The following is a 26352-nucleotide window of genomic DNA, read 5'->3' on the forward strand; positions in this document are numbered from 1 at the left end:
AGATATCTTAATATCTGCCATAAAGAGGAGGTAACTCATGGTTTTAATTAAGGAAAGGATAGGAAAACTGATCGAAGACATACATGAATTAATCTATCCGGAATCAGTTAATATCCAGAATTACAAAATGATTCAGACCACGGAACGTTTTACTGACATTATAGGTTTGGACACCAGTGCATGGCAGGAATTTTCCAGGGAACAGATTTGGGGCGGACACCGGGAGTATTACTGGTTTGAGACAACCGTAACGATACCGGAAAGCTTTGATGGCAAGTGTGTAGTTTATGAACTAATCACCGGAAAAGAGAGCGAGTGGGATGCAACGAATCCACAGTTCTCTGTTTATGTGAATGGAGAAATGAAGCAGGGAATGGATGTGAACCACAGGGAAACGGTTCTGACAGAACATGCTGCTGCAGGCGAAAGCTATCGTATCGTCTTATCTGCATTTACGGGGGACCAGAATTTCAGCCTGAAGCTGGATTCAAAGTTAAAAACATTAGACCGGAAGACAGAAAAATATTTTTATGATATTTCTGTGCCGTTAAATGTTGCAAGGCTGTTAAACCCGGATGACAAAGCATACATAACAATTATTACAAGGTTAAACGAGTCTTTGAATCTGCTTGACTTAAGAAAAGAATATTCCAAAGAATATTACGATTCACTGGAAAAAGCACAGGAATACATTACAAAAGAATTCTATGAAAAAGAGTGTGGGAGCAGTGATGCAGTTGTTTATTGTGTAGGCCATACCCATATTGATGTGGCATGGCTCTGGTCACTGGCAGTGACAGAAGATAAGGCGGTCAGAAGTTTTTCAACGGTACTGGATCTGATGAAACAGTATCCCGAATACATTTTTATGTCCAGCCAGCCCCAGCTTTATAAATATGTAAAAAAGAATGCCCCAGAGGTATATGAACAGATCAAAGAAAGAGTAAAAGAAGGCAGATGGGAACCGGAAGGCGGCATGTTTGTAGAGGCGGATTGTAATATTGCATCCGGCGAGGCACTGGTCCGTCAGTTTATGTATGGACAGAAGTTCTTCCAGGAAGAGTTTGGAGCAGATAATTCAATTCTCTGGCTTCCGGATGTATTCGGATATTCGGCAGCGCTGCCCCAGATTATGAGAAAATGCGGGCTGCCATATTTTATGACAACGAAGATCAGCTGGAATGAATTTAACAAAATGCCCTATGATACCTTCGAATGGGAAGGAATTGACGGCAGCAGGGTTTTGACTCATTTTGTATCAACCAGGGATTATAAAAAAGGCGCAGTGGAAGGCGGATTCGAAACGGAGCATTTTACCACCTATAACGGAGATATTAATCCGTCCCAGATCAAAGGCGGGTGGGCACGTTACAGCCAGAAATATCTAAACGAAGAAATCTTAAATTCCTTCGGCTATGGTGATGGCGGCGGCGGTCCTACTGCAAAAATGCTGGAAAACCATAGAAGATTAGAAAAAGGAATACCGGGTTGTCCGAAAACAGTTATGAGTACAGCCAAGAATTACTTTGAAGTTCTGGAAAAGAATGTGAAGGATCATAAATATCTGCCATCCTGGGTTGGGGAATTATACCTGGAATACCATAGGGGAACTTATACTTCCATGGCACGTAATAAGAAATATAACCGAAAAGCAGAATTCGCATATGAAAATGCAGAACTATACGGAATGATGGATCAGGATCTGACAGGAAATGCCTATCCTGACCATAAGCTTCACGAAGCATGGGAAGTAATCTTACGAAATCAGTTCCATGATATTCTTCCTGGATCCTCCATCAAAGAAGTATATGATGATTCTAAGGCAGAATACGAAAGTATATTTGCAATAAACAAAGATCTGGTAACCAATGCATTAAAAAATATTACAGACAAAGTGCAAGCTCCAAAGCATTCCATTGTAGTATATAATCCCAACAGTATGACAGCAGATGAGATCGTCAGCTTTCCGAGTCAGCAGGGGATGACAAATGCTGCCGTATACGACGGAGAGCGGCTGATTCCATCCCAGACAGCACATACCGGAGAAATTATTTTTAAGGCAGACGGTGTTCCGTCAAAAGGTTACAAGACATTTTATCTGAAAGAAGAAGAGTCAGAGGAAAGCGGCACAATGCAGGTTACTTCCACACATCTGGAAAATGACTTCTTTGCTATTACATTAAATGAAAAAGGACAGTTTGCATCTATTTATGACAAAAAAGCAAAGCGCGAAGTGCTGCAGCCGGGAAAAGCAGCCAATGTGATCATGACTTACGAAGACAGGCCTCATAATTACGATGCCTGGGATGTAAATAATTACTATGTTGAAAAATCCTGGGAAGTAGATCAGGTAGAAAAAATAGAAATCGCAGAAAACGGACCGGTAAGGGCTTGTATTAAGGTACAAAGAAAATACCTGGATTCCACAATTACCCAGTCTATCTGCATCTACCAGGATATTCCAAGAATTGACATCAAAAATGAAATCGACTGGAAGGAACACCAGATTTTCATGAAGACTTTATTCCCGGTAGATGTTCATACCAGCGAAGCTACATTTGATATCCAGTATGGTAATGTGAAACGCCAGACACACTATAACACATCCTGGGATTATGCTAAATTTGAAGTCTGTGTACACAAATGGCTGGATGTATCCGAAGACAATTATGGTGTAAGTATGCTCAATGACTGTAAATACGGCTGCAGTGTACATGATGGTGTAATTGGAATGTCAATGCTGAAATCTGCATGTTATCCAAATCCGGAAGCGGACAAGGAGTTCCATGAATTTACTTACTCCTTCTATCCTCACGAAGGCGACTGGAGAAGCGCAGGCACCGTAAAACAGGCTTACCAGCTCAATAATCCTCTTACAGCAGTAGTAAAAGAGAATGAAGGCGGAGAATTAAAAGATATCTACTCACATGTATCTTCCGATCAGGATAACGTTGTTGTAGAGGTTGTGAAAAAAGCAGAAGAGGGAGACGCTCTAATTGTGCGTCTGTACGAATGCTTCAACCGCAGAACCCACGCATCCCTGACCTTTGCAAAAGATATTGTATCCGCATGGGAATGTAATATGATGGAAGTGAATGAAGTGGAAACAGCTGTTGTTGGCAATAAAATAGAATTTGATATGAAACCTTATGAAATCAAGACATTTAAAGTTATTTTCTGACATGATCTAGCTTTACAGGGAACAGGTTAAGGACGCTTAGTGAAATCTGTTAGAATACAATAAAGAAGGGGTGCGGCATACAGCATGCCACATCCCTGGATATGATCGGTAAAATTACTGCATCAAACTTCCCAATATCTGATTCACAAGTTTGCCGTCAGCCACACCTTTAACCTTCGGCATCAGTTCTTTCATAATCCGTCCTTTATCCTTACCGGTTGGAGCATCGATGCCAAGGCTTTTCAGCACCTCTGAAATAACAGACTTAATCTCGTCTTCGTCCATCATATGCGGCGCAAATTCTTCATATACAGCGATCCGTTTCTTGCATTCTTCTACAATATCAGTACGGTCGGCAGGCGTCAGTTCCAAGGTTTCTTTTGTCTGCTTAATCTCTTTTAATACCACTTCATTTTCTTCCTGCTCTGTCAGATCTTCTCTTTTGTCGATGGCCTTATTTTTTAAAGCGGACAACAGCATGGAAAGTGAATCTTTTCGTTCTTTTTCTCCGGCTTTCATAGCAGCAACCATAGCGCTTCTTACTTCATCTATTTTACTCATTGTGACCTCCTGTAAATAATTTAATAAATATATTTTTGATATACCTTTTATTATAGGAAGCGTGAAAATAAAAGTCAAGGAGAAATCTTTTGAAGGCATTCCCAAAACTGGTAAATATAGGTTTTGATAATTTTTTTCATTTTTTCAAAAAAAACTATTGATTTATTCTGAAAGTTAGTATATACTAACCATTGAAAAGAAGATTAGCGAAAGCTAACTGAAAGAAAAATAGCAAGGAATATTATAATTCTTACGGATGAGGTGGTGAGAAGTGATGCCTTTAACAATGGCGAGTACCGGAGAAATGAACGTTATTAAAAAAGTTGGCGGAAAAGAAGACACCAGAAGATTTCTGGAGAATCTTGGTTTTGTAACAGGAGCGGCTGTTACGGTTGTATCTGCGATTCAGGGAAATGTGATTGTGAATATCAAAGATTCCAGGGTTGCAATTAATCAGGATATGGCAAAAAAAATCATGATTTAAGAGGAGGAGAATGTAATGGCAACATTAAGAGATGTAGCTTGTGGAAACACAGTTACGGTAAGGAAGTTAAATGGCGAAGGTGCATTGAAGCGCCGCATTATGGATATGGGTATTACGAAAGGCTGTAAGGTTTTTGTTCGAAAAGTAGCCCCTCTCGGAGATCCTGTGGAAGTGACTGTGCGTGGATATGAGCTGTCCCTTAGAAAACAGGATGCTGAAATTATTGAGGTTGAATAAGGTGGTATAGAGAGTTGTTATAAATATGGAGTTCCATGAACTCTATTATTTTTGAAACAGAGTTAGGTGAAACTAACTATAAAGGAGGAAAAAGAGAAGATGGCAATTCGTATTGCACTTGCAGGTAATCCAAACTGCGGTAAAACAACGATGTTTAACAGCCTGACCGGCTCCAATCAATATGTTGGCAACTGGCCCGGAGTTACTGTTGAGAAAAAGGAAGGTAAATTAAAAGGGCATAAAGATGTGATTATCACAGATTTACCCGGAATTTATTCCTTATCTCCATATACCCTGGAAGAAGTAGTAAGCAGGGACTATATGCTGGATGAAAAACCGGATGTAGTGATCAATCTGGTGGACGCTACGAACCTGGAAAGAAATCTTTATTTAACTACACAAATCCTGGAGCTTGGTATTCCGGTGATTATAGCACTAAATATGATTGATCTTGCTAATAAAAATGGTGATAAAATCAATGTCGGAAAACTCTCAGAAGCATTGGGATGTGAAGTCCTGGAGACCTCAGCACTAAAAGGCATTGGATTAGATGAGGTGTCAAACAGAGCGGTTGCTCTGGCGGCTAAACAAAAAACAATGACTTCCCAGCATAAATTTTCCGATAAGGTAGAGAGTTATCTTACAGATATTGAAGATCAGCTTCCTTCAGATCTACCTTCAGAACAGGTTCGCTGGTACAGTATTAAAATGTTTGAAAAAGATCCAAAAGTCATAGAAAAACTTTCGCTTTCTGCAGACAGCAGTAAAGTTATCAAAAATGTTGTGGAAGTGGCTGAAAACGAGATGGATGATGATACAGAAAGTATTATTACCAATGAAAGATATGAGTACATAGAAAAAGTGATTCATAATTGTCTGAAGAAAAAACAAAAAGGGATGACAACTTCAGATAAAATTGATAGAATAGTTACAAACCGCTGGCTGGCACTGCCAATTTTCGCAGCAATTATGTTTTTGGTTTATTATGTTTCCGTAACTACAATTGGTGCAGTGGTAACAGATTTTACAAATGATACTTTATTTGGTGCTTGGATTCAGCCGGCTGTACAGGCAGGTCTTGAAAATATAGGCGCTGCAGAATGGCTGATATCTCTGGTAGTAGACGGTATTATCGGCGGCCTTGCAGCCCCCATTGGATTTGCACCGCAGATGGCAATTTTATTCCTGTTCCTTTCTGTATTAGAAGATTGCGGTTACATGGCGCGTGTTGCATTTATCATGGACCGGGTATTCCGCAGATTCGGACTTTCCGGTAAGAGCTTTATTCCGCTTTTGATCGGTTCCGGATGCGGCGTTCCTGGAATAATGGCAACAAAGACGATTGAAAATGAAGAAAACCGTAAAATGACTATTATGACTACCACATTTATTCCCTGTGGAGCAAAACTGCTGGTTATTGCCTTAATTGCAGGTGCCATTATGGGCGGTGCATGGTGGATGGCTCCGCTGATGTACTTCATTGGAATCTTTGCTGTTGTAATTTCCTGTATTATGTTAAAGAAAACAAAATTATTCGCCGGAGAAGTATCTCCGTTTGTTATTGAATTACCCCAGTATCATATTCCGGATGTGAAAACAGTGCTGCTTCATGTTTGGGAACGTGTATGGAGCTTCCTGAAGAAGGCCGGAACGATTCTGTTCCTCTGCTGTATGGTAATGTGGTTCCTTGGAACTTTCGGTTTTGCCAATGGACAATTTGGAATGGCAGCATCCGAGAATGACAGCTTACTGGCTATTATCGGCGGATTTATTGCACCGATCTTTGCACCTCTCGGATTTGGCAACTGGAAGGCAGTGGCATCTTCCCTTTCCGGTTTCGTTGCCAAAGAAGGTATTGTCAGCACCATGGGCGTTATTGCCGGAATGTCAGATGCGGCAGAAACAGATGCCACATTATGGCAGACTGTTATGACATTCTTCCCAAGTGCCATTGCTGCATTCTCCTTCCTGGTATTTAACCTGTTGGATTCTCCGTGCCTTGCAGCTATCAGCACAATGGCAAAAGAATTCAGAAGTAAAAAATGGACCGCATTTGCTATCATATATCAGAACATATTTGCTTATGCAGTGACTTTAATGATCTTTCAGTTTGGTACGGCCTTCACAGGCGGTGGATTTACAGTAGGAACTGCAGTTGCAGCAATTATATTGATTATTTTCCTGTTTATGCTGTTCCGTCCGGCTTACAATCCGAACAAACACAAACAGGCAACCGGCAAGATGGCGAGAGCGTAACAGCATGGTATAAATTCGAACTTGCACGTAACTGTTTATCCGGTACAACATGGTAAACGCTGCAATGTTGTACGAACTTTATGAATGTAGAAAGAAGGAGGTTTTATGTTAAGTTGGATCACTGCGAATGCAGCAACCGTTAGTATATCAATTGCGATTCTGCTTGTCGTAATCCTGGATGTGCGCTATATCATCAAGCAAAAAGAAAAAGGTGGTATGTGTGCCGGCTGTTCCGGATGCGGCGGGAGTTGCAAGAGTTGTAAACCTCAGCATAAAAAGATAGGTTAAACACTGGATTGCGGGGCGGAGGTATGGGATTAAAGCAGGAAGCTGCTCTGGTTCCATGCATCTGCACCCGCATTTCCTGTACATATCTGAAAATGGAAGAGAGGAGAAAATTTCATGAATCCGGCAAATATTATTATAATCCTGATTATTGCGGCAGGTGTATTTTTGGCTATCCGTCCCACCATCAAACATATGAAAGGGGAGGGGAGCTGCTGCGGCGGAGGTTCTTTGGATGGTTCCAAAAGAAAGAAGAAGAAACTTACAGAGCCTAAATGCGGAGAAAAGAGCAATTGTTTCAATGAGTCGGGAGATTGCGGATGAACCGCTTATAAAAGCAATTGAAAGTGCAGGTTATCGGGTAAAGAAAATAAATCCGTAAAAACGCACATAGAAGAGTTGAAAATTTTAGTAAAAATAGCAATTGAAAATTCCTGAAAAGCCGATACAATTGAATTAGTAAAACTAATTTACAAAAACTAATTTAGCAAAAATCAAGGAGTCTTAGGAGATAAGGCGCAGGAGGGAATATGCAGAAAACGGAATTAAAAAAAATGGGCAGTATACAGCAAATGGCATATGTACGGAATATAGAATTCAAAGAGGGGCGTGCCTGTGGCATGAAGGCATTTCAGGTGAAGTCCGGTAATATTCAGTTTACGGCTGCCCAGGATAAATGCCTGGATATTGTGGAACTGTCTTACAAAGGAAGAACACTGAACTTTTTAAGTAAGCCGGGTTTACAGAACCGTCAGCATTATGATTCCAGTGGTTTTGAAGCGCAGCGCAGTATAATGGGCGGCCTTTTCTTTACCTGTGGAACTGATAATGTAGGAACACCGGAGCCAGAGGCGAATCCGCCGCTGCCAATGCATGGAAGCCTTCGTTCAACACCTGCAGAGCATGTCTGCGCAGATGCTTACTGGGCGGATACGGAGTATCATATCAGGATATCGGGAGAAATGCGTCAGGCACAGCTTTTTGGTGAAAATGTCGTATTGAGAAGAACAATTGAAACTGTTTTGGGTTCCAATGTGATTCATATACATGATGAATTTGAGAATCAGTCATATGAAGAGGTACCGTTTATGCTGCTTTACCATTGTAATGCAGGTTATCCGTTGCTGGATAAGGGAACTGTGATTGATATACCGACTGATCAAACGGTTCTAAGAGGAGAAGACAGCCAGACCAGTCTGAACTGGAGAGAAATGGAAGAACCGGAAGATGGAAAACCGGAAGAAGTATTTTTTCACCAGGTTCAGGCAGATGAAAAAGGTGATACATATGCAGCTGTCATCAACAAAGATATGGGGCTGGGGCTAAAAGTTCATTTTAACAAAAACCAGCTCCCCAACCTGACCCAGTGGAAATCAGCCGCTTCCGGGGACTATGCTCTGGGACTGGAACCTTGTAACTGCCGGGTTAACGGCCAGTCCTGGGAAAAAAAGAACAATACGCTGATGACGTTGAAAAGCGGAGAGAAAAAAGCTGTTGATCTAAAATTTGAAATTATAGAGCTGTAATTAAATTTTTTGAACCAAACAATTTTCAGACAAAAGAGAGGTGCAGTCATGTGTCTCTTTTTTGTTTGACCGGCAGGGTTTTCTGTATTAAGATATCACCAAAAATTTTGTTGATCAATTTCATGGAGTTAGCTAAAACTAACAAAATAATATTTATTATCAGTAAAGACTTGACTTTTTCTGAAAGTTAGCATAAGATAACTATATAAAAATGATTGACCATTACATACTTTAGAGTTGGAAAGGAGCGGTATTATGCCATTAGCGTTAGCAGCGTCCGGTGATAGAAGAATTGTAAAATCTTATTATGGTTCTGAAGAAATGAAGCGCCATCTGGAATCGCTTGGATTTGTCAAGGGACAGGAAGTCGAGGTTCTGGGGGAGAACGCCAGCGGAATGACCTTAATTATAAGGGGAACCCGTATAGCATTAAACCGCAGCCTTGCTCAGAAGATTATGGTGGAATAGTCTGTGACCATGCGGCTTCCATACAGAATCTATGTAAACAATGGTAAATTAGCAGAATAGATGTCATATTCTGCTAATTTTTACAGCAGTGGTTAGTTGCAACTAACTGAAAAACAGCTGGCATAGATAACATTTACCTTTTAAAGTAAAAGAAAGACAGGAGTGATCTAGTTGAAACCAAAAGAATATGACAGTCAGCCGATTCAAAAGCTGATCAACAAAAAAGAACTAATCATAAATGAATTACGCAGCAAAGGGCTTCGAATCACGAAGCAGAGAAAATTAATCATTGATATTATACTGGATGAAGAATGTACCTGCTGTAAGGAAATATATTATCAGGCGCATGGCAAGGATTCTTCTATTGGGATCGCCACGGTATACCGGATGGTGAAAACTTTAGAGGAAATAGGAGCAATAGACAGAAGGAATATGTACCGACTATCCTATGATCAGGAGGCAGGTATTAATAATGGATGTACGATTTTATTAAAAAGTAATGCTACCATCCGTTTGTCCAGGGAACAATGGGCAGAGGTGCTGGAAACAGGATTAAAGAAAAAAGGATTTTTAGCAGAAGATAAAATAGAGGCGGTTTTAGTGCAATAAAGATAGAATATAAGAAAATTGCTGGACGAAAGCCTCCAAATCGTATATATTATAAGGTAATAACTATTGGAGGTGAAACTTGATGTACGAGTCCGGAGAGAATTATTTAGAGACGATATTAATGCTGAAAGAAAAGAACGGTACGGTTCGTTCAATCGACATTGCAAGAGAATTAGAATTTAGTAAGCCCAGTGTCAGCAGGGCAGTAGGAATTTTAAAGGAAAACGGATACATAACAGTAGAAAGCGGCGGAGAGTTAGAACTGACATCGGAAGGTTCTAAACTTGCGAAATCAATATATGAGCGACATAAACTTCTGACGGAGTTTCTGATGAAGGCTGCAGATGTATCAGAGGAAATTGCGGAAAAGGATGCATGTAAAATGGAGCATATCATCAGTCAGGAAGTGTTTCAGGGAATAAAAGAGTATCTGAGTAAGAGTTGACAGGGAAAGCAGGTTTCAACTTGTCACGAGGATAAAAATATGTTAATATAATAGAGCGGCAAGGAGGTCAGAGCGAAATAATGTCTGATCTTTTTTGCGTTTTTTACTATAAATAATAAAATGAATGGAGGATACGCAATGAAGATGCGAGGGATTTATACATCCGTTAACGATATTAGAAGACGAGTATTTACTGAAGTTGCAAGACTTTCGTATGAAGGCGGGGATTATTCCAGGATAGAAGAAGTTCCGTTTCAAATTATTCCGGGTGAAGTTGCTTCTTACCGGGAAAGTGTGTTTTTGGAAAGGGCTATTGTAGGAGAGAGGCTTCGCCTATCCATAGGCCTGCCGCTTCGTAAAATGACAGAACATGCACCTATATCAGATGGAATTGAAGAAAGTGCCATTGCAGAAAAGTATTACGATCCGCCCCTTGTAAATATAATAAAGTTTGCCTGTCATTCCTGTCCGGATAATGTAATCCGGGTAACAGATGCCTGTCAGGGGTGCCTTGCTCATCCGTGTGTGGAAGTGTGTCCCAAAGATGCGGTTTCCATAAAAGAGGGCAGATCCATTATTGACCAGGATAAATGCATTAAATGCGGCAAGTGCATTAAGGTATGCCCTTATAATGCCATTATGAAAATAGAACGCCCCTGTGCAAGAGTATGCGGGATGGATGCGATTGGTTCTGATGAACTTGGACGGGCAGATATTGATTATGATAAATGTGTTTCCTGCGGTATGTGCCTGGTAAACTGTCCGTTTGGTGCGATAGCAGATAAAGGCCAGATCTTCCAGACCATACAGGCAATTAAAAGTGATGTTCCCGTATATGCTGCGATTGCACCGGCATTTGTTGGGCAGTTCGGTCCAAAACTGACGCCGGAAAAACTGCGTGATGCATTTAAACAGCTGGGATTTGAAGATGTAGTGGAAGTTGCAATCGGAGCGGATCTGTGTACCATCGAAGAAGCCAAAGATTTCCTTGAAGAAGTTCCGGAGAAACAGCCATTTATGGCAACATCCTGTTGTCCGGCATGGTCTGTAATGGCGAAAAAACTCTATCCTGATCTGGCACCATACATTTCAATGGCATTAACCCCTATGGTTTTAACTGGCCGTTTAATCAAAAAGAAACATCCGGGCTGCAAGGTCGTATTTGTAGGTCCTTGTGCTGCGAAAAAGCTGGAAGCAAGCCGTAAATCTATCCGAAGTGATATTGATTTTGTATTGACTTTTGAAGAATTGATGGGTATGTTTGAAGCCCGGGATGTGGATTTTGATGCGATTACCAATGAAAGTAAACTGTCCGAATCCAGCGGTGACGGAAGAGGATTTGCAGTCAGCGGAGGTGTGGCGAATGCTGTTGTGAACTGTATAAAAGAGTTAGAGCCTAACCGGGAAGTCAAAGTAGTGAGCGCAGAAGGCCTGCGGGACTGCAAAAAAATGCTGATGATGGCAAAAGCAGGAAAGTACAACGGGTATCTGTTGGAAGGAATGGCATGTCCGGGAGGATGCGTAGCAGGAGCCGGAACATTGCAGCCAATCATTAAGTCTTCCGCTGCAGTTAATATCAATAAAAAGAATGCACCTCACCAGGGGGTGTTGTCAAGCGATTATAAAGAGTATCTGGAAAAACTGGAAGAGGAATAGCAGTAAAGGAGGCAGGGGATGATGGTAAACGGACAGCGGATCGTGTTAGAAGGTGTACCCAATGCAAGAGACCTTGGCGGGTATTTGACGGAAGACGGCAGGGTGATTAAAACCCATAGACTTATACGTAGCGGAGCACTGTGGAATTTAACGAAGAAGGATCAGGAGATTCTGATCAGGGAATATGAAGTGAAAACGGATATTGATTTTCGTTCCCATATGGAAGCTGACCAGAAACCGGATCCAAAGCTTCCCGGTGTGCGTTATGTACAGATTCCTATTATCGATGAGTCGGCAGCAGGAATTACAAGGGAGAATGTGAACGGGCTGGAAGATATGATTCTAAAAGCCAGTGATTACATTCTGAAGAGCAGCAAAGCAGCCGGTGAATTTATGAAGAAGACCTACCGGGATCTGGTAACGAATGAATATTCCATAGCTCAGTACCGTAAATTTTTTGATACAGTATCCAGCCATGAGGAAGGTGCTGTACTGTGGCATTGCAGCGTGGGTAAAGACAGAGCCGGAGTCGGAGCGGCATTGGTTCTTCTTGCCCTCGGAGTGCCAAGAGATACGATTATGGAGGATTATTTGCGGACAAACCAGTTTCTGAAGGAAGAGACAGAGCATTTGACAGCGGCTGTGGCAAAAGTCCATAATAGTCCGGAGCTTTTAAAAGCAGCAGCTGAGATAAATGGTGTCTGCAGGGAATACCTGGAAACAGTATTTCAGGCTATGGACGAAAACTGGGGATCAGCCGATAAATTTTTAGAAGAACAGCTGGGACTCACTTCTGAGAAAAGAGAACAATGGACAGAGCGGTTTACTGAACTGCCTGAAATATACAGGTAATGGATAGATGAAGATTGATATTAAAACTATAAAAGATAACTGTTATAATAAATCTTATATCAAAGGTGTTTCGCTGAATGAAAATGGGATGGTCTACGGCGTACATTCCGATATGGATGAATCTTCCGGTATTTTTCATGCCAGCGGGGATGTGGAAGGAAGTTCCGGTACAGATTACCATGTCTGGTTTGATTATGATGTGGAATCAGAAGATTTCCTGGAGTATGAATGTGAATGTCCTGCATTTTTTAAATATCCAGGTATGTGCAAACATTGTGTGGCCCTTGCACTAAAGTATGCCTCATCCACCAAGTCTAAGGCACTGTATGATTTTGAAAAATTCAAAATCCAGCAGTTAAAGTCTAAAAAAGTTCATACGGCGCCGGAATTATCCAAGCTTATCTTTGAATATACCATGCAGAAGAAAGCACAGTTTCTGCAGCCGGATGTTACGGGTAATATAGATCTTGAGCCAACCCTGATACGGGACTATTCCGGTTGGTCACTGGGGTTTCGTGTCGGTGCAGAAAATAAATATGTTGTAAAGGATATCCATTCATTTCTGGAGGCGATAGACCGGAATGAAAAGGTGGATTATGGGAAAAAGTTAGGCTTTATCCATGAAATGGGTGCTTTTACAAAACAGGCGCAGGAGATCATTTCCTATCTGAAAAAGTATATAGGTGAGTACCGTTACTACCACAACAGCACTTATTATATGCCCAGTATGCGATATTTTAAAATATCGGATGAAGCAAGGGGGGCTTTTTTACACATGATGGTGGATAAGTCCTGTAATCTGGATGATTATCTGACCAGAGATAAGGAGTTATTTGTGGTAAAGGAAAATCCCACGCTGTATTTTGGATTGGAACGGTTGGGCGAAGGCGGAGGATTTTCCCTTGTGGTTCCGGAAGAGGAAGCGTTTCTGGGAAATGGGAAGCTGTATCTGCGAAGCGGCAGAACCGTATACGAGTGCGATGCCGATTTCACGCGGGAGATGGGGTCTGTCTGCAGAATAGGCAAGATCAATAAAGAAGTGGTTCTGGATGTGGAAGAAAAGGATATGAGTTCTTTTTGCAGTTCTTTACTGCCGGTTCTAAAAAAATATACACAGCTTAAAGTGGATGGGGATCTGGATAAATATATTCCCCATGAAGCACTAATTAAAATTTATATTGACTATGACCAGGGGTTTATTACCGCAAAAATGGAAGCGGAATATGGTGAAAAGGTCTATGATCTTACGGAACATTATGATTTCAGTAATGCTTTTCGGGATATTCAAAAAGAAGCGATGGCGGTAAAAACGGTTGAATCTTATTTTGAAGGGATCAGTACAGATAACCGTTTTTGGATTGATGAAGAAAATGAGGATATGGTTTACCATCTTCTGACTACCGGTATTTTCCAGATAGAAAAAGCGGGAGAAGTCTATATTTCGGAAGCTTTTCAGAAGCTTAAGGTTACCGGGGCCTCCAAGATTACAGTGGGAATTTCGGTAAAAGGCGGATTGCTGGATCTTCAGGTAGATGCGGGGAATCTTTCGAAAGAAGACCTGAAGGGGATGCTTCAGAGTTACCGTCAGAGAAAAAAATACCACAGATTAAAAAATGGTGATTTCATAGAACTTGAGGATAATGGACTGGCAGTTATATCTGAGCTGGCTGACGGACTGAACTTAAAAGCCGGAGAGATTTCCGGCGGATCTATTGAGATACCAAAATATCGGGCGTTTTATCTGGATCAGGTTCTGAAAAGTGAAGGTACGGAGGTTCATCGGGATGCATCATTTAAGTCTATGATCCGTAATATGAAGGATGTGGAAGACAGTGATTACGAAGTACCGGTTTCTTTGAAGAAGGTTATGAGAAATTACCAGAAGACGGGATTTCGATGGCTGTGTACACTGGATGCTATGGGATTTGGCGGGATATTAGCTGATGATATGGGGCTTGGAAAGACGCTTCAGATTATAGGTTTTCTCTTGAAGAAGAAAGAAGACAATGAGAAAAAAGAGCCCACCCTGATTGTATGTCCGGCCTCTCTTGTTTATAACTGGGAAAGTGAGATAGAGAAATTTGCACCGGATCTGAATGTATTAGTTTTGGCCGGGGGCATGGCAGAACGAAGAGATCTGCTAAGAGGATATAAGGATTTTGATGTTATCGTAACTTCCTATGATCTTTTAAAGCGTGATATCGAAGAATATGAGGGCAAACATTTTTTTGCCCAGGTAATTGACGAAGCACAAAATATTAAAAATCACACAACCCAGGCATCAAAGGCTGTTAAATTCATCCAGGCGGAAGTGAAATTTGCACTCACCGGAACCCCCATAGAAAACCGGTTGAGTGAGTTGTGGAGTATTTTTGATTATCTGATGCCGGGATTGCTGAACAGCTATGAAAAATTCAAAACAGAGTATGAAACACCAATCGTCCAGGCAAAGGATGAGATTGTGACCAGGCGTCTGCAGAAAATGATTAAGCCCTTTATTCTGCGGCGGCTTAAGTCTGAGGTATTAAAAGACCTTCCGGAAAAAGAAGAAAATGTTATTTATTCCAAATTGGAAGGAGAGCAGAATGAGCTCTACCGCGCCAATGTAAACAAGCTTTTGGAAACCCTTAATCAAACCAGCAAAGAAGAATTCCAAACTGGCAAAATACAGCTTCTGGCACAGCTTACCAGACTTCGCCAGGTCTGTTGTGCACCGTCACTGGTGTATGAGGATTATAAGGGGGGAGCGGCAAAACTGGATACCTGCATGGAATTGATAAAAAATGCAGTGGAAGGCGGTCACAAAATACTGGTATTTTCACAGTTTACAAGTCTCTTTGTGCTTCTGGAGAAAGAGCTGGAAAAGGCAAAAATCAGAAATTACAAACTTACCGGAGCTACTGCAAAATCCAGGAGGGCGCAATTGGTAGCGGAATTTAATGAAAATGATGTACCGGTATTCCTGATATCTTTGAAGGCGGGAGGAACGGGACTCAATCTCACCGGTGCAAGTATTGTAATTCATTTTGACCCCTGGTGGAATGTAGCGGCGCAGAATCAGGCAACTGACAGAGCACACAGGATTGGACAGAAGAATACGGTGAGTGTCTACAAACTAATAGCAAAAAATACCATTGAAGAAAAAATACTTCTGCTTCAGGAAGCGAAAAAGAATCTGTCAGATCAGATTATTTCGGAAGATGGCGTGTCCGTATCTAATTTATCAAAAGAAGATTTTATGGGTATATTGGAAACTGTTTAAGGTTTTATAATACAAAGAGTCAGCAGATACGCCGGGGTGGTGGTTATCTGCTGACTCTTTGCATGGCTGAAAATAATAATTGCGTAATATGAAATCATTATATTTATTCTACCTGAAAGTTTAATGATGATTCACTTGGGCGGCAGTAAACACGGCAACAGAACGTGGTTCCAGCCGGAAAGCATGATCTTCCATGACTGCCATATCAGAGGATTGGATGCATGTTCTCAGCGGATTTTCTTCGGCAGTATTGACTGCAAGCTGCCATTTCAGCGGCTCCTGCAATGAAGGAAGTGTGATAGTCAGTGGTTCCCAGTAAACATTGACAGCCAGATACACAATATCATCCCCTGACTCATCGGGAAGCCGTCCGGAAAACAAAATACCGATCATTTTTGATTCGGAAGTAACATGGCTTTCATAGGGATTTAACTGGTGAATACTGATGGCTTCCAGATTACAGAAACTGGGTGCGAGGCTGCATCTAATCGCAGGGTGGCTGCGGCGAAATGTTATCATATAGGAAAAAAAGTCAAACATATCCTGGTTTTTTTCCAGCAGAGTCCAATCCAGCCAGGAAATTTCATTATCCTGACAATAGGGATTATTGTTCCCAAACTGAGTATTGCAAAATTCATCTCCAGCCAGGAACATAGGGGTGCCACGGCTGCACATCAGTACGGCACAGGCATTTTTGATCATCCGGTGACGTAATTTTAAGACTTGCGGATCTGTGGTATCACCTTCTGCGCCGCAGTTCCAGCTGCGGTTATCATTGGTTCCATCCGTATTATTCCATCCGTTTGCTTCATTGTGCTTCTCATTATAAGAATAGAGATCATATAAGGTGAAACCGTCGTGGCAGGTAAGAAAATTAACAGATGCATTATAGCCCCGCTGTTTGGGGTCATAGAGGTCCGGAGAGCCGATAATGCGTTTAACGGCTTCAGGAGCAAGCCAGTAATCCCCTTTTAAAAAGCTCCGAAGATCATCCCGGTATTTTCCGTTCCATTCCGCCCAGCGGTGCCAGGAAGGGAAGGTACCCACCTGATAGAGACCACCTGCATCCCAGGCTTCCGCAATCAGTTTTACATTGCCAAGTATCGGATCAAATGCAAGACTTTGCAGCAGTGGAGGTTTACTCATTGGAGAACCGTCTTCGTTACGGCCCAGGATGGCAGCAAGGTCAAAGCGAAATCCGTCAACCCGGTAATTGGTGACCCAGTAGCGGAGACATTCCAGTATCATCTGCTGGACGATGGGGTGATTGCAGTTTAAGGTGTTGCCGCATCCGCTGAAGTTATAATATTTTCCGTCCGGCGTCAGAATATAATAGATATTGTTGTCAAATCCTTTAAAAGAAAAATACGGTCCGGCTTCATTTCCTTCTGCCGTATGATTAAAAACTACATCTAAAATTACTTCTATGCCGTTTTCATTGAGAGACTTTATCAGATTTTTAAGCTCCAGTCCTTCCTGGTTCGCTTCGTTATGGGAGGCGTAGCTGGTATTGGGAGAAAAAAAGCCCACGGTATTATAGCCCCAGTAGTTTAGAAGTTCTTTTCCGTTCACTTCCCTGCGGTCGCTCATTTCATCGAATTCGAAAATCGGCATCAGTTCAACCGCATTTATTCCCAGCCTTTTTAAATATGGAATTTTTTCCTTTAATCCGTCAAAAGTTCCCGGATGCTGAACTCCTGAGGAGATATGTTTTGTAAATCCCCGGATATGAAGCTCGTAGATGACCAGATCTTCCATTGTAATCAGGGGCTGACTGAAGTTGCCCCAGTCAAAGTTGTTTTTTACGACCCGTGCCCGGTACTGGACATCACATGAGGATTGCACACCCCACACACTTTGTCCGGTTACAGCTCTGGCATAGGGATCCAGCAGCGGCTTTGTCTTATCGAAAATGAACCCTTTTTCCGGCTGGTAAGGGCCATCCAGACGAAAGGCATACTCGAAATCCGCCATATTCAGACCAAATACAATCATAGAAAAGACATGCCCGATCTTATAAGTATCGGGGTATTTCAGGACGGCATAGGGTGAGCATTGTCCGGGATGGTAGAGCAGCAGTTCGCAGGAGACGGCATTATGGGAATGAACGGTAAAACTGATTCCACCCGGTATAGCAGTGGCGCCGTTAATTTCATAAAATCCTGGACGAACCTTGTATCCTTCTACTGTATCTAACGGAAGGAGATGGTTGCTCATCATAGAAGGCAGTACTTTTGTGGAATACTCTTTTGTTGAAATTACTGTGGATTTTTTCATTATTATACCCCCTGCATATCGCAGGTTCCGCCTGCGATACTGCATTATTAAGTAGTTAAAAAGATGCCGCATTGGCTGCGGCTGATGCCTATTTACCGATAGCATCCAGAATATAGTCCAGTTCTTTGGCGCAGGTAGACCGTTCATAGTGAATACCGTCTATAGTCTCGAAGCCGGTTTTATTCAGATAGCGGTAGGTATTGATTACACTGGTGCCAAAAGCCGCTTTTAATTTACGGTTAAAAGTCCGGATCTGAGCATCTGTATGATAAGTGAAGGTGCTTTCCACAGGTGTAATAGTAGTAATATAAATTCTGGTTTGTGGATACTGATTCATAAGCTCCCGACAGAGGGCAATGTATCCTTCAATATCCTGCATATCGTTGACCCCCATACAGATGACGGCAGTTCGTCCGGGATCTTTATCCAGGAACTTTTTTAATTCTACAAATGCGGTGTTTTGAAACCACGGAAGCCTTGCACCGCTTTTTGTAATAAATTGAATGTTTTTCGTATGGTCATCCAGGATCTGTTCTTTACCTTTTGTCCTGGAAGCTCCAACAAAGACAGTTGAGCTTTTTCCCTGTGCAGATCGATTACTTACACGTATGGTACAGGAGGCTGATGACGGATTTTTCACAGATGAAGCTGTTATAACAGCTGTTCCGGACTGCAAAGCTTTTATATTGCCGGCGCTGTCAACCGACACTGTTGCGGGGGCGCTGGAAACAAATGTTACCCGGTCAGCTGCCATTATTTTCCCGTTTTTATAAGGAGTGATCTTATTTGACTCACCTGCAAAGAGGTTCTGTACATATTTTTCAAAGGTAATTTCTGATTTTTTAGGGGACACAATTACCGTACATCTTGTTTTCACTGATGCAGCTCCTTTTACGGAGCAGACGATGACTGCTTTGCCAGGTTTTATACCGGTAATCAGTCCTTTGGAAGATATTTTAGCTACTTTCATATTAAGAGAGCGGTATTTTATCTTTTTTCTGGTGGCATTCTGCGGTACCACATGTGCAATACATTTTACTGTCTGGCCTTCTTTTACGGAAAGAGCAGGACGCTTTAATTTGATAGAGACAGGAGGAACTTTGGAAAACCTGCCTGCGGAGACATTCATATTAAGGGAAAAGAATGTGGTAAGTACCAGCAAAACGAGACACAATTTTTGGAATTTCTTATGCATGATTCAATCCTTCACTTGCTGTTAATATTTTATTCATAGATGTAACCCATTATACACAAGGAAAAAAGCATTAGCAACATCTATAATATGAACTTTTGCTTAAGTTTTCATACATGACTTTTATATATTAATCTGGTATGATATACTGTATGAGAGCCTGTCATGTAACGATCATGCAGCAGGCAGTTATCAAACATGTTCAGGCTAAAGAAAATCAGTGTATCGTGAGCTGAAAAAGTACGACATAAGGGGTGAAAAAATGAAGGGAAATACTAAGAAGAAAAAAATAATTTTAGGGGTAGTAATTGGATTTTTCGTGATTATAATTGGTGTTTACCTGGGAATTGCAGTTTATTTTACGAAGCATTTCTACGGCGGCACGGTTATAAACGGTCTGGATTGCAGTAATGCAACCGTTGCCCAGGTAGAGGATAAGATACAGGAGAGTATCCTTGTATACAATCTTACTTTAAAAGGACGTGATAACTTTGAAGAAGTGATTACGGCGGAACAGCTGGGTTTTCAGTACACAGATGAAGAACAGGAAGTAGAGAAGCTCTTAAAAGCCCAGGAGCCATTTTTATGGTTTTTACATATGGGAAAACAAGAGAATTACGAAACATCGGTTAATACTTCCTATGATAAAGAGCTGGTGTCTTCACTGGTTAAGAATTTAAAGTGTTTTAAGGATGGAAATATCGTGGAACCGAAAGATGCTTACATAGAAGAGACGGCCACCGGCTTTGAGATCGTCCCGGAAGTGGCGGGAAATACCATGGATCAGGAGCAGGTGAAACAGGCAATTATTGATGCGGTAGACAAACATAAAACAGAACTATCTTTTGAAGAAGCAGGACTTTACAAGAATCCTGTAGTCTACAGCAACAATGAAAAAATGGTTAATCAGGTGGAAGAACTCAACCGCTTAACCCAGGCAGAGATTACTTTCGATTTTGTTGACCGTAAGTTGGTAGCAGACAGGGGCCAGATCAGAGAATGGCTGGTTGAAGGGGATAATGGAGAATACTCCATTGATGAAGATAAAGTAAGGCAGTGGGTCAATAAAATGGCGGCGGAAACGGATACGTTCGGACTCAGCAGGGAATTTAAGACTTCAAAAGGAGATACGATCACTTTGGAGGGCGGAGACTATGGCTGGGCGACGGATGTGGATGCTACAACCGAGATTTTATTAGAGGCTTTAAAAGCAGGCAAGGTGGAGACTCTGGAACCGGAATATGTCTATACCGCTATGGACCGGTCCACAAATGATATTGGTGATACTTACGTAGAGGTAAGCATTGAAGAACAGCGGATGTGGTGTTATAAAGACGGAGACCTGATTGTAGACACTCCGATTGTAACCGGAAACTCTTCCAAAGGATGGGATACGCCGAAGGGTGGATGCTGGGCAATAGATGCCAAGAAGCGTAACGCGATTCTAAAGGGAGAAGGTTATGCATCACCCGTAGATTACTGGCTGCCATTCAATGGGGACGTGGGTATCCATGACCTGAACCGTCCTGCATTTGGCGGAGAGATCTATAAGACAGATGGTTCTCATGGATGTGTGAACACGCCCTATGATAATGCAGAAAAAATTTATGAAGCAGTAGAGATTGGAACACCGGTTATTGTATATTAAAAAATACCTTGACGTTTTCTATACAGTTAAATATAATAGAGTCAAATAAATTTACTGATAAGTTAGAGAAAGGATTTTTGCAATATGGACAGTTCAGAAGATAATGATGGCATTTGTGATATATGCAGGGGACGTTTAGGGCAAAAACCTTAGAAAATAATGGAAAGAGGCATAATCTGATTTTTACGCAGATTATGTCTTTTTGTGCATTTTAAGTTTTTTGAGTTCGGTATTTGCATAATGAAATCACAGGAGGAATGAAATGAAATTTTTTAAAAAGCAGTCACCGGGAAGGTTGATTGCGTTGGGATTTGCATTGGTTATTTTTGCAGGTGCTTTGATTTTGATGCTGCCCATATCGGTAAATGATGGGGCTGAAGTAAGTTTTATCAATGCCTTATTTACATCCACCAGTGCAGTCTGTGTAACGGGCTTAATTGCCATTGACACGGCAGAGCATTTTACAGTGTTTGGAAGAACGGTGGTGGCACTTCTGATTCAGATAGGCGGTTTAGGAGTTACGGCTGTCGGTGTTACTTTTATTCTTGCAGCCGGAAAACGTGTGGGAATTAAGGGGAGGCTTTTAGTAAAAGAAGCCATGAACCTGAACAGTTTTAAAGGCGTTGTGCGTCTGGTTAAGGCTGTGTTACTTATGACCCTGTGTTTTGAAGGAGCCGGAGTAATTTTAAGTTTTATTGTATTTGTGCAGGATTTTCCACCCCTTGATGCACTTGGCATCAGTTTATTCCATTCGGTGGCAGCATTTAATAACTCCGGATTTGATATTCTGGGAGGATTACAAAACCTGATACCATATCAGAATAACGTACTTTTAAACCTGACTACCTGCGGGCTGATTATTTTTGGCGGTTTGGGATTTCTGGTTATTTTAGATATAATTAAGACACGTTCTTTTAAGAAACTAAGGCTTCATTCTAAAGTAGTTATTACCATGAGTATTTTCCTGCTGGCTATTGGTACGATTCTATTGAAGCTGACAGAAGATATCACCTGGCTGGGAGCATTTTTCCAGAGTGTTTCCGCACGTACAGCAGGATTTAGTACATATCCAATCGGCAGCTTTACAAATGCCGGGTTGTTTGTTCTGACTATTTTAATGTTTATCGGAGCTTCACCGGGATCTACCGGAGGCGGTATTAAAACCAGTACTTTTTTTGCATTGATGCAGGCTACCAAAAGCTCGGCTACGAATCAGCACAGTGCAGCATTTCGCCGTAAGATTCCCACAGAGGTAATCACAAAGGCTTTTATCATTACGTTCCTGGCGCTGCTTGTAGTATGTACCGGTACATTTGCACTATGTATATTAGAGCCGGACTGTTCTTTTATTCAGTTGTTTTTTGAAGTGACGTCTGCATTTGGTACAGTGGGATTGTCTACGGGAATTACACCGGATCTTTGTGTGGCAAGTAAAGTGGTACTGATTATTACCATGTTTATCGGGAGGCTTGGACCGCTGACCATTGCATCTTTATGGGCATTTAAGGCAACTTCGAATGTAAGTTATACGGAAGAAACAATTATTATAGGTTAGCAATATAAAACAGAAAGGTTAACATTATGAGAAAAAATAGAGAAACATATTCCTATGGTATTATTGGGCTTGGAAGATTTGGGACGGCACTTGCAAAAACACTTGCAGAGGCAGGAGAAGAGGTTATCGTAATTGATAATACGGAAAGTAAAGTAAAAGAGCTGAGACAATTTACGGAAAATGCCTTTGTGGCGGAGACGCTTACCAAAGAAGTTCTGGAAGAAATCGGAATACAAAATTGTGATACGGTGGTAGTCTGCATAGGTGAGAAAATTGATACCAGTATTCTGACGACCCTGAATGTGGTAAGCCTGGGAGTACCCAGAGTCATTGCAAAGGCGATCAGCCCGGATCAGGGAGCTGTCCTTGAAAAAATAGGGGCACAGGTAGTATATCCGGAAAGTGATATGGCTGTGCGTCTGGCAAACAGGCTCCTGGCAAACAGTGTTTTAGATTACATTTCTTTAAATAATAATGTGGAAATTACAGAAATTAAATTATCCGGCTCCCTGGTGGACAAAAGTATCCTTGAAGCAGATCTTCGCCAGAAATATGGGCTAAATATCATTGCAATTGAGAGAGAGAATAAAACAGACATTGAGATAAACCCCAATTACCGTTTTTCGGAGGGAGACATTATTGTTGTAGTAGGGAAAAAAGATAATGTACAGAAATTTGAAGATTCATTGAATTAAAAGGATTGACATTCCACCGCGCAGGAAGGTTTACAATGAGTGTAACAGGGAGGCGGAACATGTATAAGATAAGTGAATTTTCTAAAATCACCCGGTTAACGGTGAAAGCGCTTCGTTATTATGACGAAGCGGGTATCTTAAAACCATCCCACAGAGCCGAAAACGGTTACCGTTATTACAGTGAGGTAGATTTTAAGAAAGCAGAACTGATTCAGTTTCTGCGAAATTTGAGTTTTGGTATTGCGGAAGTGAAGGATATTATGGAAAATTGCAGAAGTACAGAAGATATATCCTATTATCTGGAAGAAAAGCAGGATATGATCCGCAGGCAGATTCAAAAAGAAAAGGAACTTATCCGCCGGATGGACCGCTATTTGAAACCCAAAGACGCGGAGGTGGAATCTATGGAATATAAAATTGAGATCAAAAGTTTCCCTGCTGTCACAGCGGCATCGATAAGATTTAAGGGAAGGTATCAGGATATGGGCAAGTATATGGCTGAGATTTACAGGGAAATCAAGGGAAAAGGAGCCGGCGAACCATTTTGCTGTTACCATGACGATGATTTTAAAGAAGAAGCAGATATTGAGATCTGTGTGCCTGCAAAAGGTCTGACAGAGGGAAAGAATATCAGATCCAAACAGCTGCCGGCTGTAAATAAGGCAATCTGTACCATGCACACAGGTAGTTATGAAGGACTTCACAGAGCATACAAGGCATTGCTCGACTATGCCAGGGAGAAGGGTTATACTTGTATTACGCCTTCCAGAGAAGTGTATCATAAGGGACCTGGAATGATCTTTAAGGGAAATCCAAATAAATATGTCACAGAGATCATCATTCCGGTGGAATATTCGGAATAGAAATCCGGGATTTCCGGAAAAATGAAAGCCCGTTACCGCATCAGGGGATTGCGAAAGCAGCCGCCCGGGTGCGGTATTTTTATGAAATGGAGTATATTTGCTTAAAAAAGTATAGCGCACTTAAACCAGGAAGAGCAGGACAATTGCCAATACAGTCTGCATGGTGCCAACCAGTCCCCCATACAGCATTGATTTTGGGCCTTCATCCAAAAGATCCTGGAATTTCACCCGCATACCAATAGCTGCCAGGGCTATGATTTCAAACTGTCCGCTTATCAATTTTGCAGCTTTTATCATCGGAAGGGGTACTATGCCTATACTGCTTATAATACTGAAAATGAAAAATCCAATGATAAACCAGGGAATCCCACAGGAAATTCTTGTACTTTGCGTGCTCTTCCAGGGTTTCTTTATAAAGAGCTTTTCCCCATCAGCAGTGTTCATTTTGGAAAAAACCAACGCCACCACAACCAGGAATACAATTCTGATAATCTTAAATATGGTTGCCATCTGTACCACGTCATCATTGATAAATTTAGCGGATGCAATAACCTGGCCAATGGATTGCAGCACTCCGCCAATCATACCGGAAGCATGAATTGTCTCATTATGGTATAAAATGCCTGTGATGACCGGAAGAATTACCATCAGAAAAGTGCCGGTAATATTTACAATCGTAATGGAAATCCCTTTATCTTTGGCATCTGCGTCAATCACCGGAGAAATTGTTCCAATGGCGGAGGAACCGCAGACTGCATTTCCGGCGCACATCAACAGACAGAATTTTTTGCGAAAGCCCAGCCGTTTGCCGATGAGGTAGGTCCCGGTAATGGTAAGGGACATTTGCAGTGCAATAAAAATTATGCCGGAGATACCTACACCAAGGATATCGGACAGATGAAGTGTCAGCCCGGTGAGTACAATGGAATACTCCAAAAGCATAGATTCAGAGAATTTACATCCTTTATTCAGGGATTCCCTGTTTAAAAAGGTATTGCCGCAAAGAATGCCGATGCCGATGGCAAACAGGGCAGAGCCCACAGCAGGTACAAATGAACTGATTATCTGAGCGATACATGAGATAATCAGGCAGACGATGAATCCTGGAATCAAATTTTTCAGTGGTTCCGTAAATTTTTTCAAAACATTCACTCCTTTATACTATTTTTCAATTCCTGTTGATTTTACCATCATTTGGTTATAAAATAAAATTATTAAATTTTATAAAACTATAATATATATTTATATTAAGGAGACGTATGTTAGATTTTAGAATAAAAACTTTTCTTGAATTATGCAGATTAAAAAATTATACAAAGACGGCACATTCCCTGCATATTACCCAGCCGGCAGTTACCCAGCATATTCAATATCTGGAACGGGAATACGGGATGAATTTTTTTGACCATGAAGCAAGAGAACTTACACTTACGCCAAAAGGACAGATATTCTACTGGTCGGCACTGACAATGGAGGCGAACAGCCGGAAAATTCATGAATTAATGCAGCAGCCTGTTGCAGCCGCCAGGTATTTCAGGTTTGGAGCTACCCTGAGTATTGGGGAGTATCTGATGCCGCCTATTTTAGCCGCGTATCTAAAAGAGTATCCCCAAAACAGATTGTCCATGCTGGTTGAAAATACAGCGGCACTGCTGAAAAAACTGGATGGAGGTGAAATAGATTTTGCAGTTGTAGAAGGACGGTTTGACAAGAATGCCTACAGTCACGTGCTTCTGGCAAACGAAAAATTTATTGCAGTGTGTGCCGCTGATTTTCCCATACAGGAAGAAATGCTGATGGATGATATCACGAAGTATCCGCTGATTATAAGGGAAAAAGGTTCGGGAACGAGATGGATTCTGGAGGATATACTGGCTGAACACAATCTGAGCATCGGGCAGTTTGAAAAGCTGAGTGAAATGGGGAATTTTGCAGTCATCAAACATCTGGTACAGGAAAAGCTGGGATTGACATTTGCCTACGAATATGTGGTGAGAAGAGAAATCAGAGAAGGAAAATTAAAAAAGGTAACGATACAAAACTTCCAGGCGGCACGTGAATTTAACTTTGTATATCTAAAAGATAGTATTTTTGAAAAGGAATACCTGGAATTTTACCGGTATTGTATGACTGGTGTGGGTTTACTCCTTGGGGAGGGCACGTGGAGCCTCATGAATCCATAGAGGGGTGTGCCATCCGGGAAGTAAAAGAAGAAACCGGTCATATTTCCTTTGCACCGGGGTGCCGTGAACGTTTTGGCCAGTTGTTTTAAAGAGGGAATTGTTGAAAAGTTAAAAGTT

Annotated in this window: 23 protein-coding genes; 19 read left to right on the forward strand and 4 right to left on the reverse strand. The window is 41.5% G+C overall.

Features of this window, described 5'->3' with window-relative positions:
• The first annotated feature begins 37 nt into the window (after nucleotides 1-37).
• Nucleotides 38-3181 carry an alpha-mannosidase gene (locus CD03_RS0130620; protein WP_027296877.1) on the forward strand — a complete coding sequence of 1048 codons (3144 nt, stop codon included), beginning with the start codon at nucleotides 38-40 and terminating at the stop codon, nucleotides 3179-3181.
• Nucleotides 3182-3295: 114 nt separating this feature from the next.
• Here CD03_RS0130620 and CD03_RS0130625 read toward each other — a convergent pair whose 3' ends face one another.
• Nucleotides 3296-3742, reverse strand: coding sequence for a GatB/YqeY domain-containing protein (locus tag CD03_RS0130625; RefSeq protein ID WP_027296878.1), 447 nt, complete (start codon nucleotides 3740-3742; stop codon nucleotides 3296-3298).
• Between the two features lie 274 nt (nucleotides 3743-4016).
• On the opposite strand from CD03_RS0130625, the gene CD03_RS0130630 reads away from it, so the two are divergent.
• From CD03_RS0130630 to CD03_RS0130685, 12 genes are all read left to right on the forward strand, one after another.
• Nucleotides 4017-4226 (forward strand): FeoA family protein, encoded by a 210-nt coding sequence (locus CD03_RS0130630; RefSeq protein WP_044289772.1) that lies wholly within the window; start codon nucleotides 4017-4019, stop codon nucleotides 4224-4226.
• 15 nt (nucleotides 4227-4241) lie between these two features.
• Nucleotides 4242-4463, forward strand: a complete 222-nt coding sequence (locus CD03_RS0130635) for a FeoA family protein (RefSeq protein ID WP_027296880.1) — start codon at nucleotides 4242-4244, stop codon at nucleotides 4461-4463.
• Between the two features lie 99 nt (nucleotides 4464-4562).
• Entirely contained in the window at nucleotides 4563-6719 is a 2157-nt protein-coding gene (gene feoB / locus CD03_RS0130640) for a ferrous iron transport protein B (protein ID WP_027296881.1), read from the forward strand.
• Between the two features lie 105 nt (nucleotides 6720-6824).
• On the forward strand, nucleotides 6825-7007 hold the full coding sequence (locus CD03_RS35390; protein WP_044289774.1) for a FeoB-associated Cys-rich membrane protein: 183 nt from the start codon (nucleotides 6825-6827) through the stop codon (nucleotides 7005-7007).
• A 114-nt stretch (nucleotides 7008-7121) separates the two neighbouring features.
• On the forward strand, nucleotides 7122-7328 hold the full coding sequence (locus tag CD03_RS35395) for a FeoB-associated Cys-rich membrane protein (RefSeq protein WP_044289775.1): 207 nt from the start codon (nucleotides 7122-7124) through the stop codon (nucleotides 7326-7328).
• A 206-nt stretch (nucleotides 7329-7534) separates the two neighbouring features.
• Nucleotides 7535-8530 carry an aldose 1-epimerase family protein gene (locus CD03_RS35400; protein WP_044289776.1) on the forward strand — a complete coding sequence of 332 codons (996 nt, stop codon included), beginning with the start codon at nucleotides 7535-7537 and terminating at the stop codon, nucleotides 8528-8530.
• Nucleotides 8531-8785: 255 nt separating this feature from the next.
• A complete protein-coding gene (locus CD03_RS0130660; RefSeq protein WP_027296882.1) occupies nucleotides 8786-8998 on the forward strand; it encodes a FeoA family protein in 213 nt (70 codons plus the stop codon).
• Between the two features lie 171 nt (nucleotides 8999-9169).
• Nucleotides 9170-9607 carry a transcriptional repressor gene (locus CD03_RS0130665; RefSeq protein WP_027296883.1) on the forward strand — a complete coding sequence of 146 codons (438 nt, stop codon included), beginning with the start codon at nucleotides 9170-9172 and terminating at the stop codon, nucleotides 9605-9607.
• A gap of 82 nt (nucleotides 9608-9689) precedes the next feature.
• The gene (locus CD03_RS0130670) at nucleotides 9690-10052 is read left to right on the forward strand and encodes a metal-dependent transcriptional regulator (protein WP_027296884.1); all 363 of its coding nucleotides are present in this window, start codon (nucleotides 9690-9692) and stop codon (nucleotides 10050-10052) included.
• A gap of 144 nt (nucleotides 10053-10196) precedes the next feature.
• The gene (locus tag CD03_RS0130675; RefSeq protein ID WP_027296885.1) at nucleotides 10197-11708 is read left to right on the forward strand and encodes a 4Fe-4S dicluster domain-containing protein; all 1512 of its coding nucleotides are present in this window, start codon (nucleotides 10197-10199) and stop codon (nucleotides 11706-11708) included.
• An 18-nt stretch (nucleotides 11709-11726) separates the two neighbouring features.
• Complete coding sequence (locus tag CD03_RS35405; RefSeq protein ID WP_052378059.1) at nucleotides 11727-12560, forward strand: tyrosine-protein phosphatase; 834 nt, start codon at nucleotides 11727-11729, stop codon at nucleotides 12558-12560.
• Between the two features lie 7 nt (nucleotides 12561-12567).
• On the forward strand, nucleotides 12568-15822 hold the full coding sequence (locus CD03_RS0130685) for a DEAD/DEAH box helicase (protein WP_044289778.1): 3255 nt from the start codon (nucleotides 12568-12570) through the stop codon (nucleotides 15820-15822).
• Between the two features lie 120 nt (nucleotides 15823-15942).
• Here the strand turns inward: CD03_RS0130685 and CD03_RS0130690 are convergent, their stop codons facing one another.
• The gene (locus CD03_RS0130690; RefSeq protein WP_052378060.1) at nucleotides 15943-18099 is read right to left on the reverse strand and encodes an alpha-amylase family glycosyl hydrolase; all 2157 of its coding nucleotides are present in this window, start codon (nucleotides 18097-18099) and stop codon (nucleotides 15943-15945) included.
• A gap of 88 nt (nucleotides 18100-18187) precedes the next feature.
• On the reverse strand, nucleotides 18188-19294 hold the full coding sequence (locus tag CD03_RS0130695; RefSeq protein WP_027296888.1) for an Ig-like domain-containing protein: 1107 nt from the start codon (nucleotides 19292-19294) through the stop codon (nucleotides 18188-18190).
• 259 nt (nucleotides 19295-19553) lie between these two features.
• On the opposite strand from CD03_RS0130695, the gene CD03_RS0130700 reads away from it, so the two are divergent.
• From CD03_RS0130700 to CD03_RS0130715, 4 genes are all read left to right on the forward strand, one after another.
• A complete protein-coding gene (locus tag CD03_RS0130700) occupies nucleotides 19554-20939 on the forward strand; it encodes a L,D-transpeptidase family protein (RefSeq protein WP_027296889.1) in 1386 nt (461 codons plus the stop codon).
• A 262-nt stretch (nucleotides 20940-21201) separates the two neighbouring features.
• Nucleotides 21202-22494, forward strand: a complete 1293-nt coding sequence (locus CD03_RS0130705) for a TrkH family potassium uptake protein (RefSeq protein WP_027296890.1) — start codon at nucleotides 21202-21204, stop codon at nucleotides 22492-22494.
• Nucleotides 22495-22520: 26 nt separating this feature from the next.
• On the forward strand, nucleotides 22521-23189 hold the full coding sequence (locus CD03_RS0130710) for a potassium channel family protein (RefSeq protein ID WP_027296891.1): 669 nt from the start codon (nucleotides 22521-22523) through the stop codon (nucleotides 23187-23189).
• Between the two features lie 59 nt (nucleotides 23190-23248).
• Nucleotides 23249-24052, forward strand: coding sequence for a MerR family transcriptional regulator (locus tag CD03_RS0130715; RefSeq protein WP_027296892.1), 804 nt, complete (start codon nucleotides 23249-23251; stop codon nucleotides 24050-24052).
• A 120-nt stretch (nucleotides 24053-24172) separates the two neighbouring features.
• Here the strand turns inward: CD03_RS0130715 and CD03_RS0130720 are convergent, their stop codons facing one another.
• Entirely contained in the window at nucleotides 24173-25195 is a 1023-nt protein-coding gene (locus CD03_RS0130720) for a YeiH family protein (RefSeq protein ID WP_027296893.1), read from the reverse strand.
• 116 nt (nucleotides 25196-25311) lie between these two features.
• Here CD03_RS0130720 and CD03_RS35410 point away from each other — a divergent pair, with 116 nt between their 5' ends.
• Nucleotides 25312-26235 (forward strand): LysR family transcriptional regulator, encoded by a 924-nt coding sequence (locus tag CD03_RS35410; RefSeq protein WP_044289780.1) that lies wholly within the window; start codon nucleotides 25312-25314, stop codon nucleotides 26233-26235.
• Complete coding sequence (locus CD03_RS38670) at nucleotides 26214-26324, forward strand: NUDIX domain-containing protein (RefSeq protein WP_242849173.1); 111 nt, start codon at nucleotides 26214-26216, stop codon at nucleotides 26322-26324. Before CD03_RS35410 ends, CD03_RS38670 begins: the two co-directional genes overlap by 22 nt.
• The last annotated feature ends 28 nt before the right edge of the window (nucleotides 26325-26352 follow it).

Source organism: Robinsoniella sp. KNHs210 (assembly GCF_000686105.1).
In the GTDB taxonomy this organism is placed as follows: Bacteria; Bacillota; Clostridia; order Lachnospirales; family Lachnospiraceae; genus Robinsoniella; species Robinsoniella peoriensis.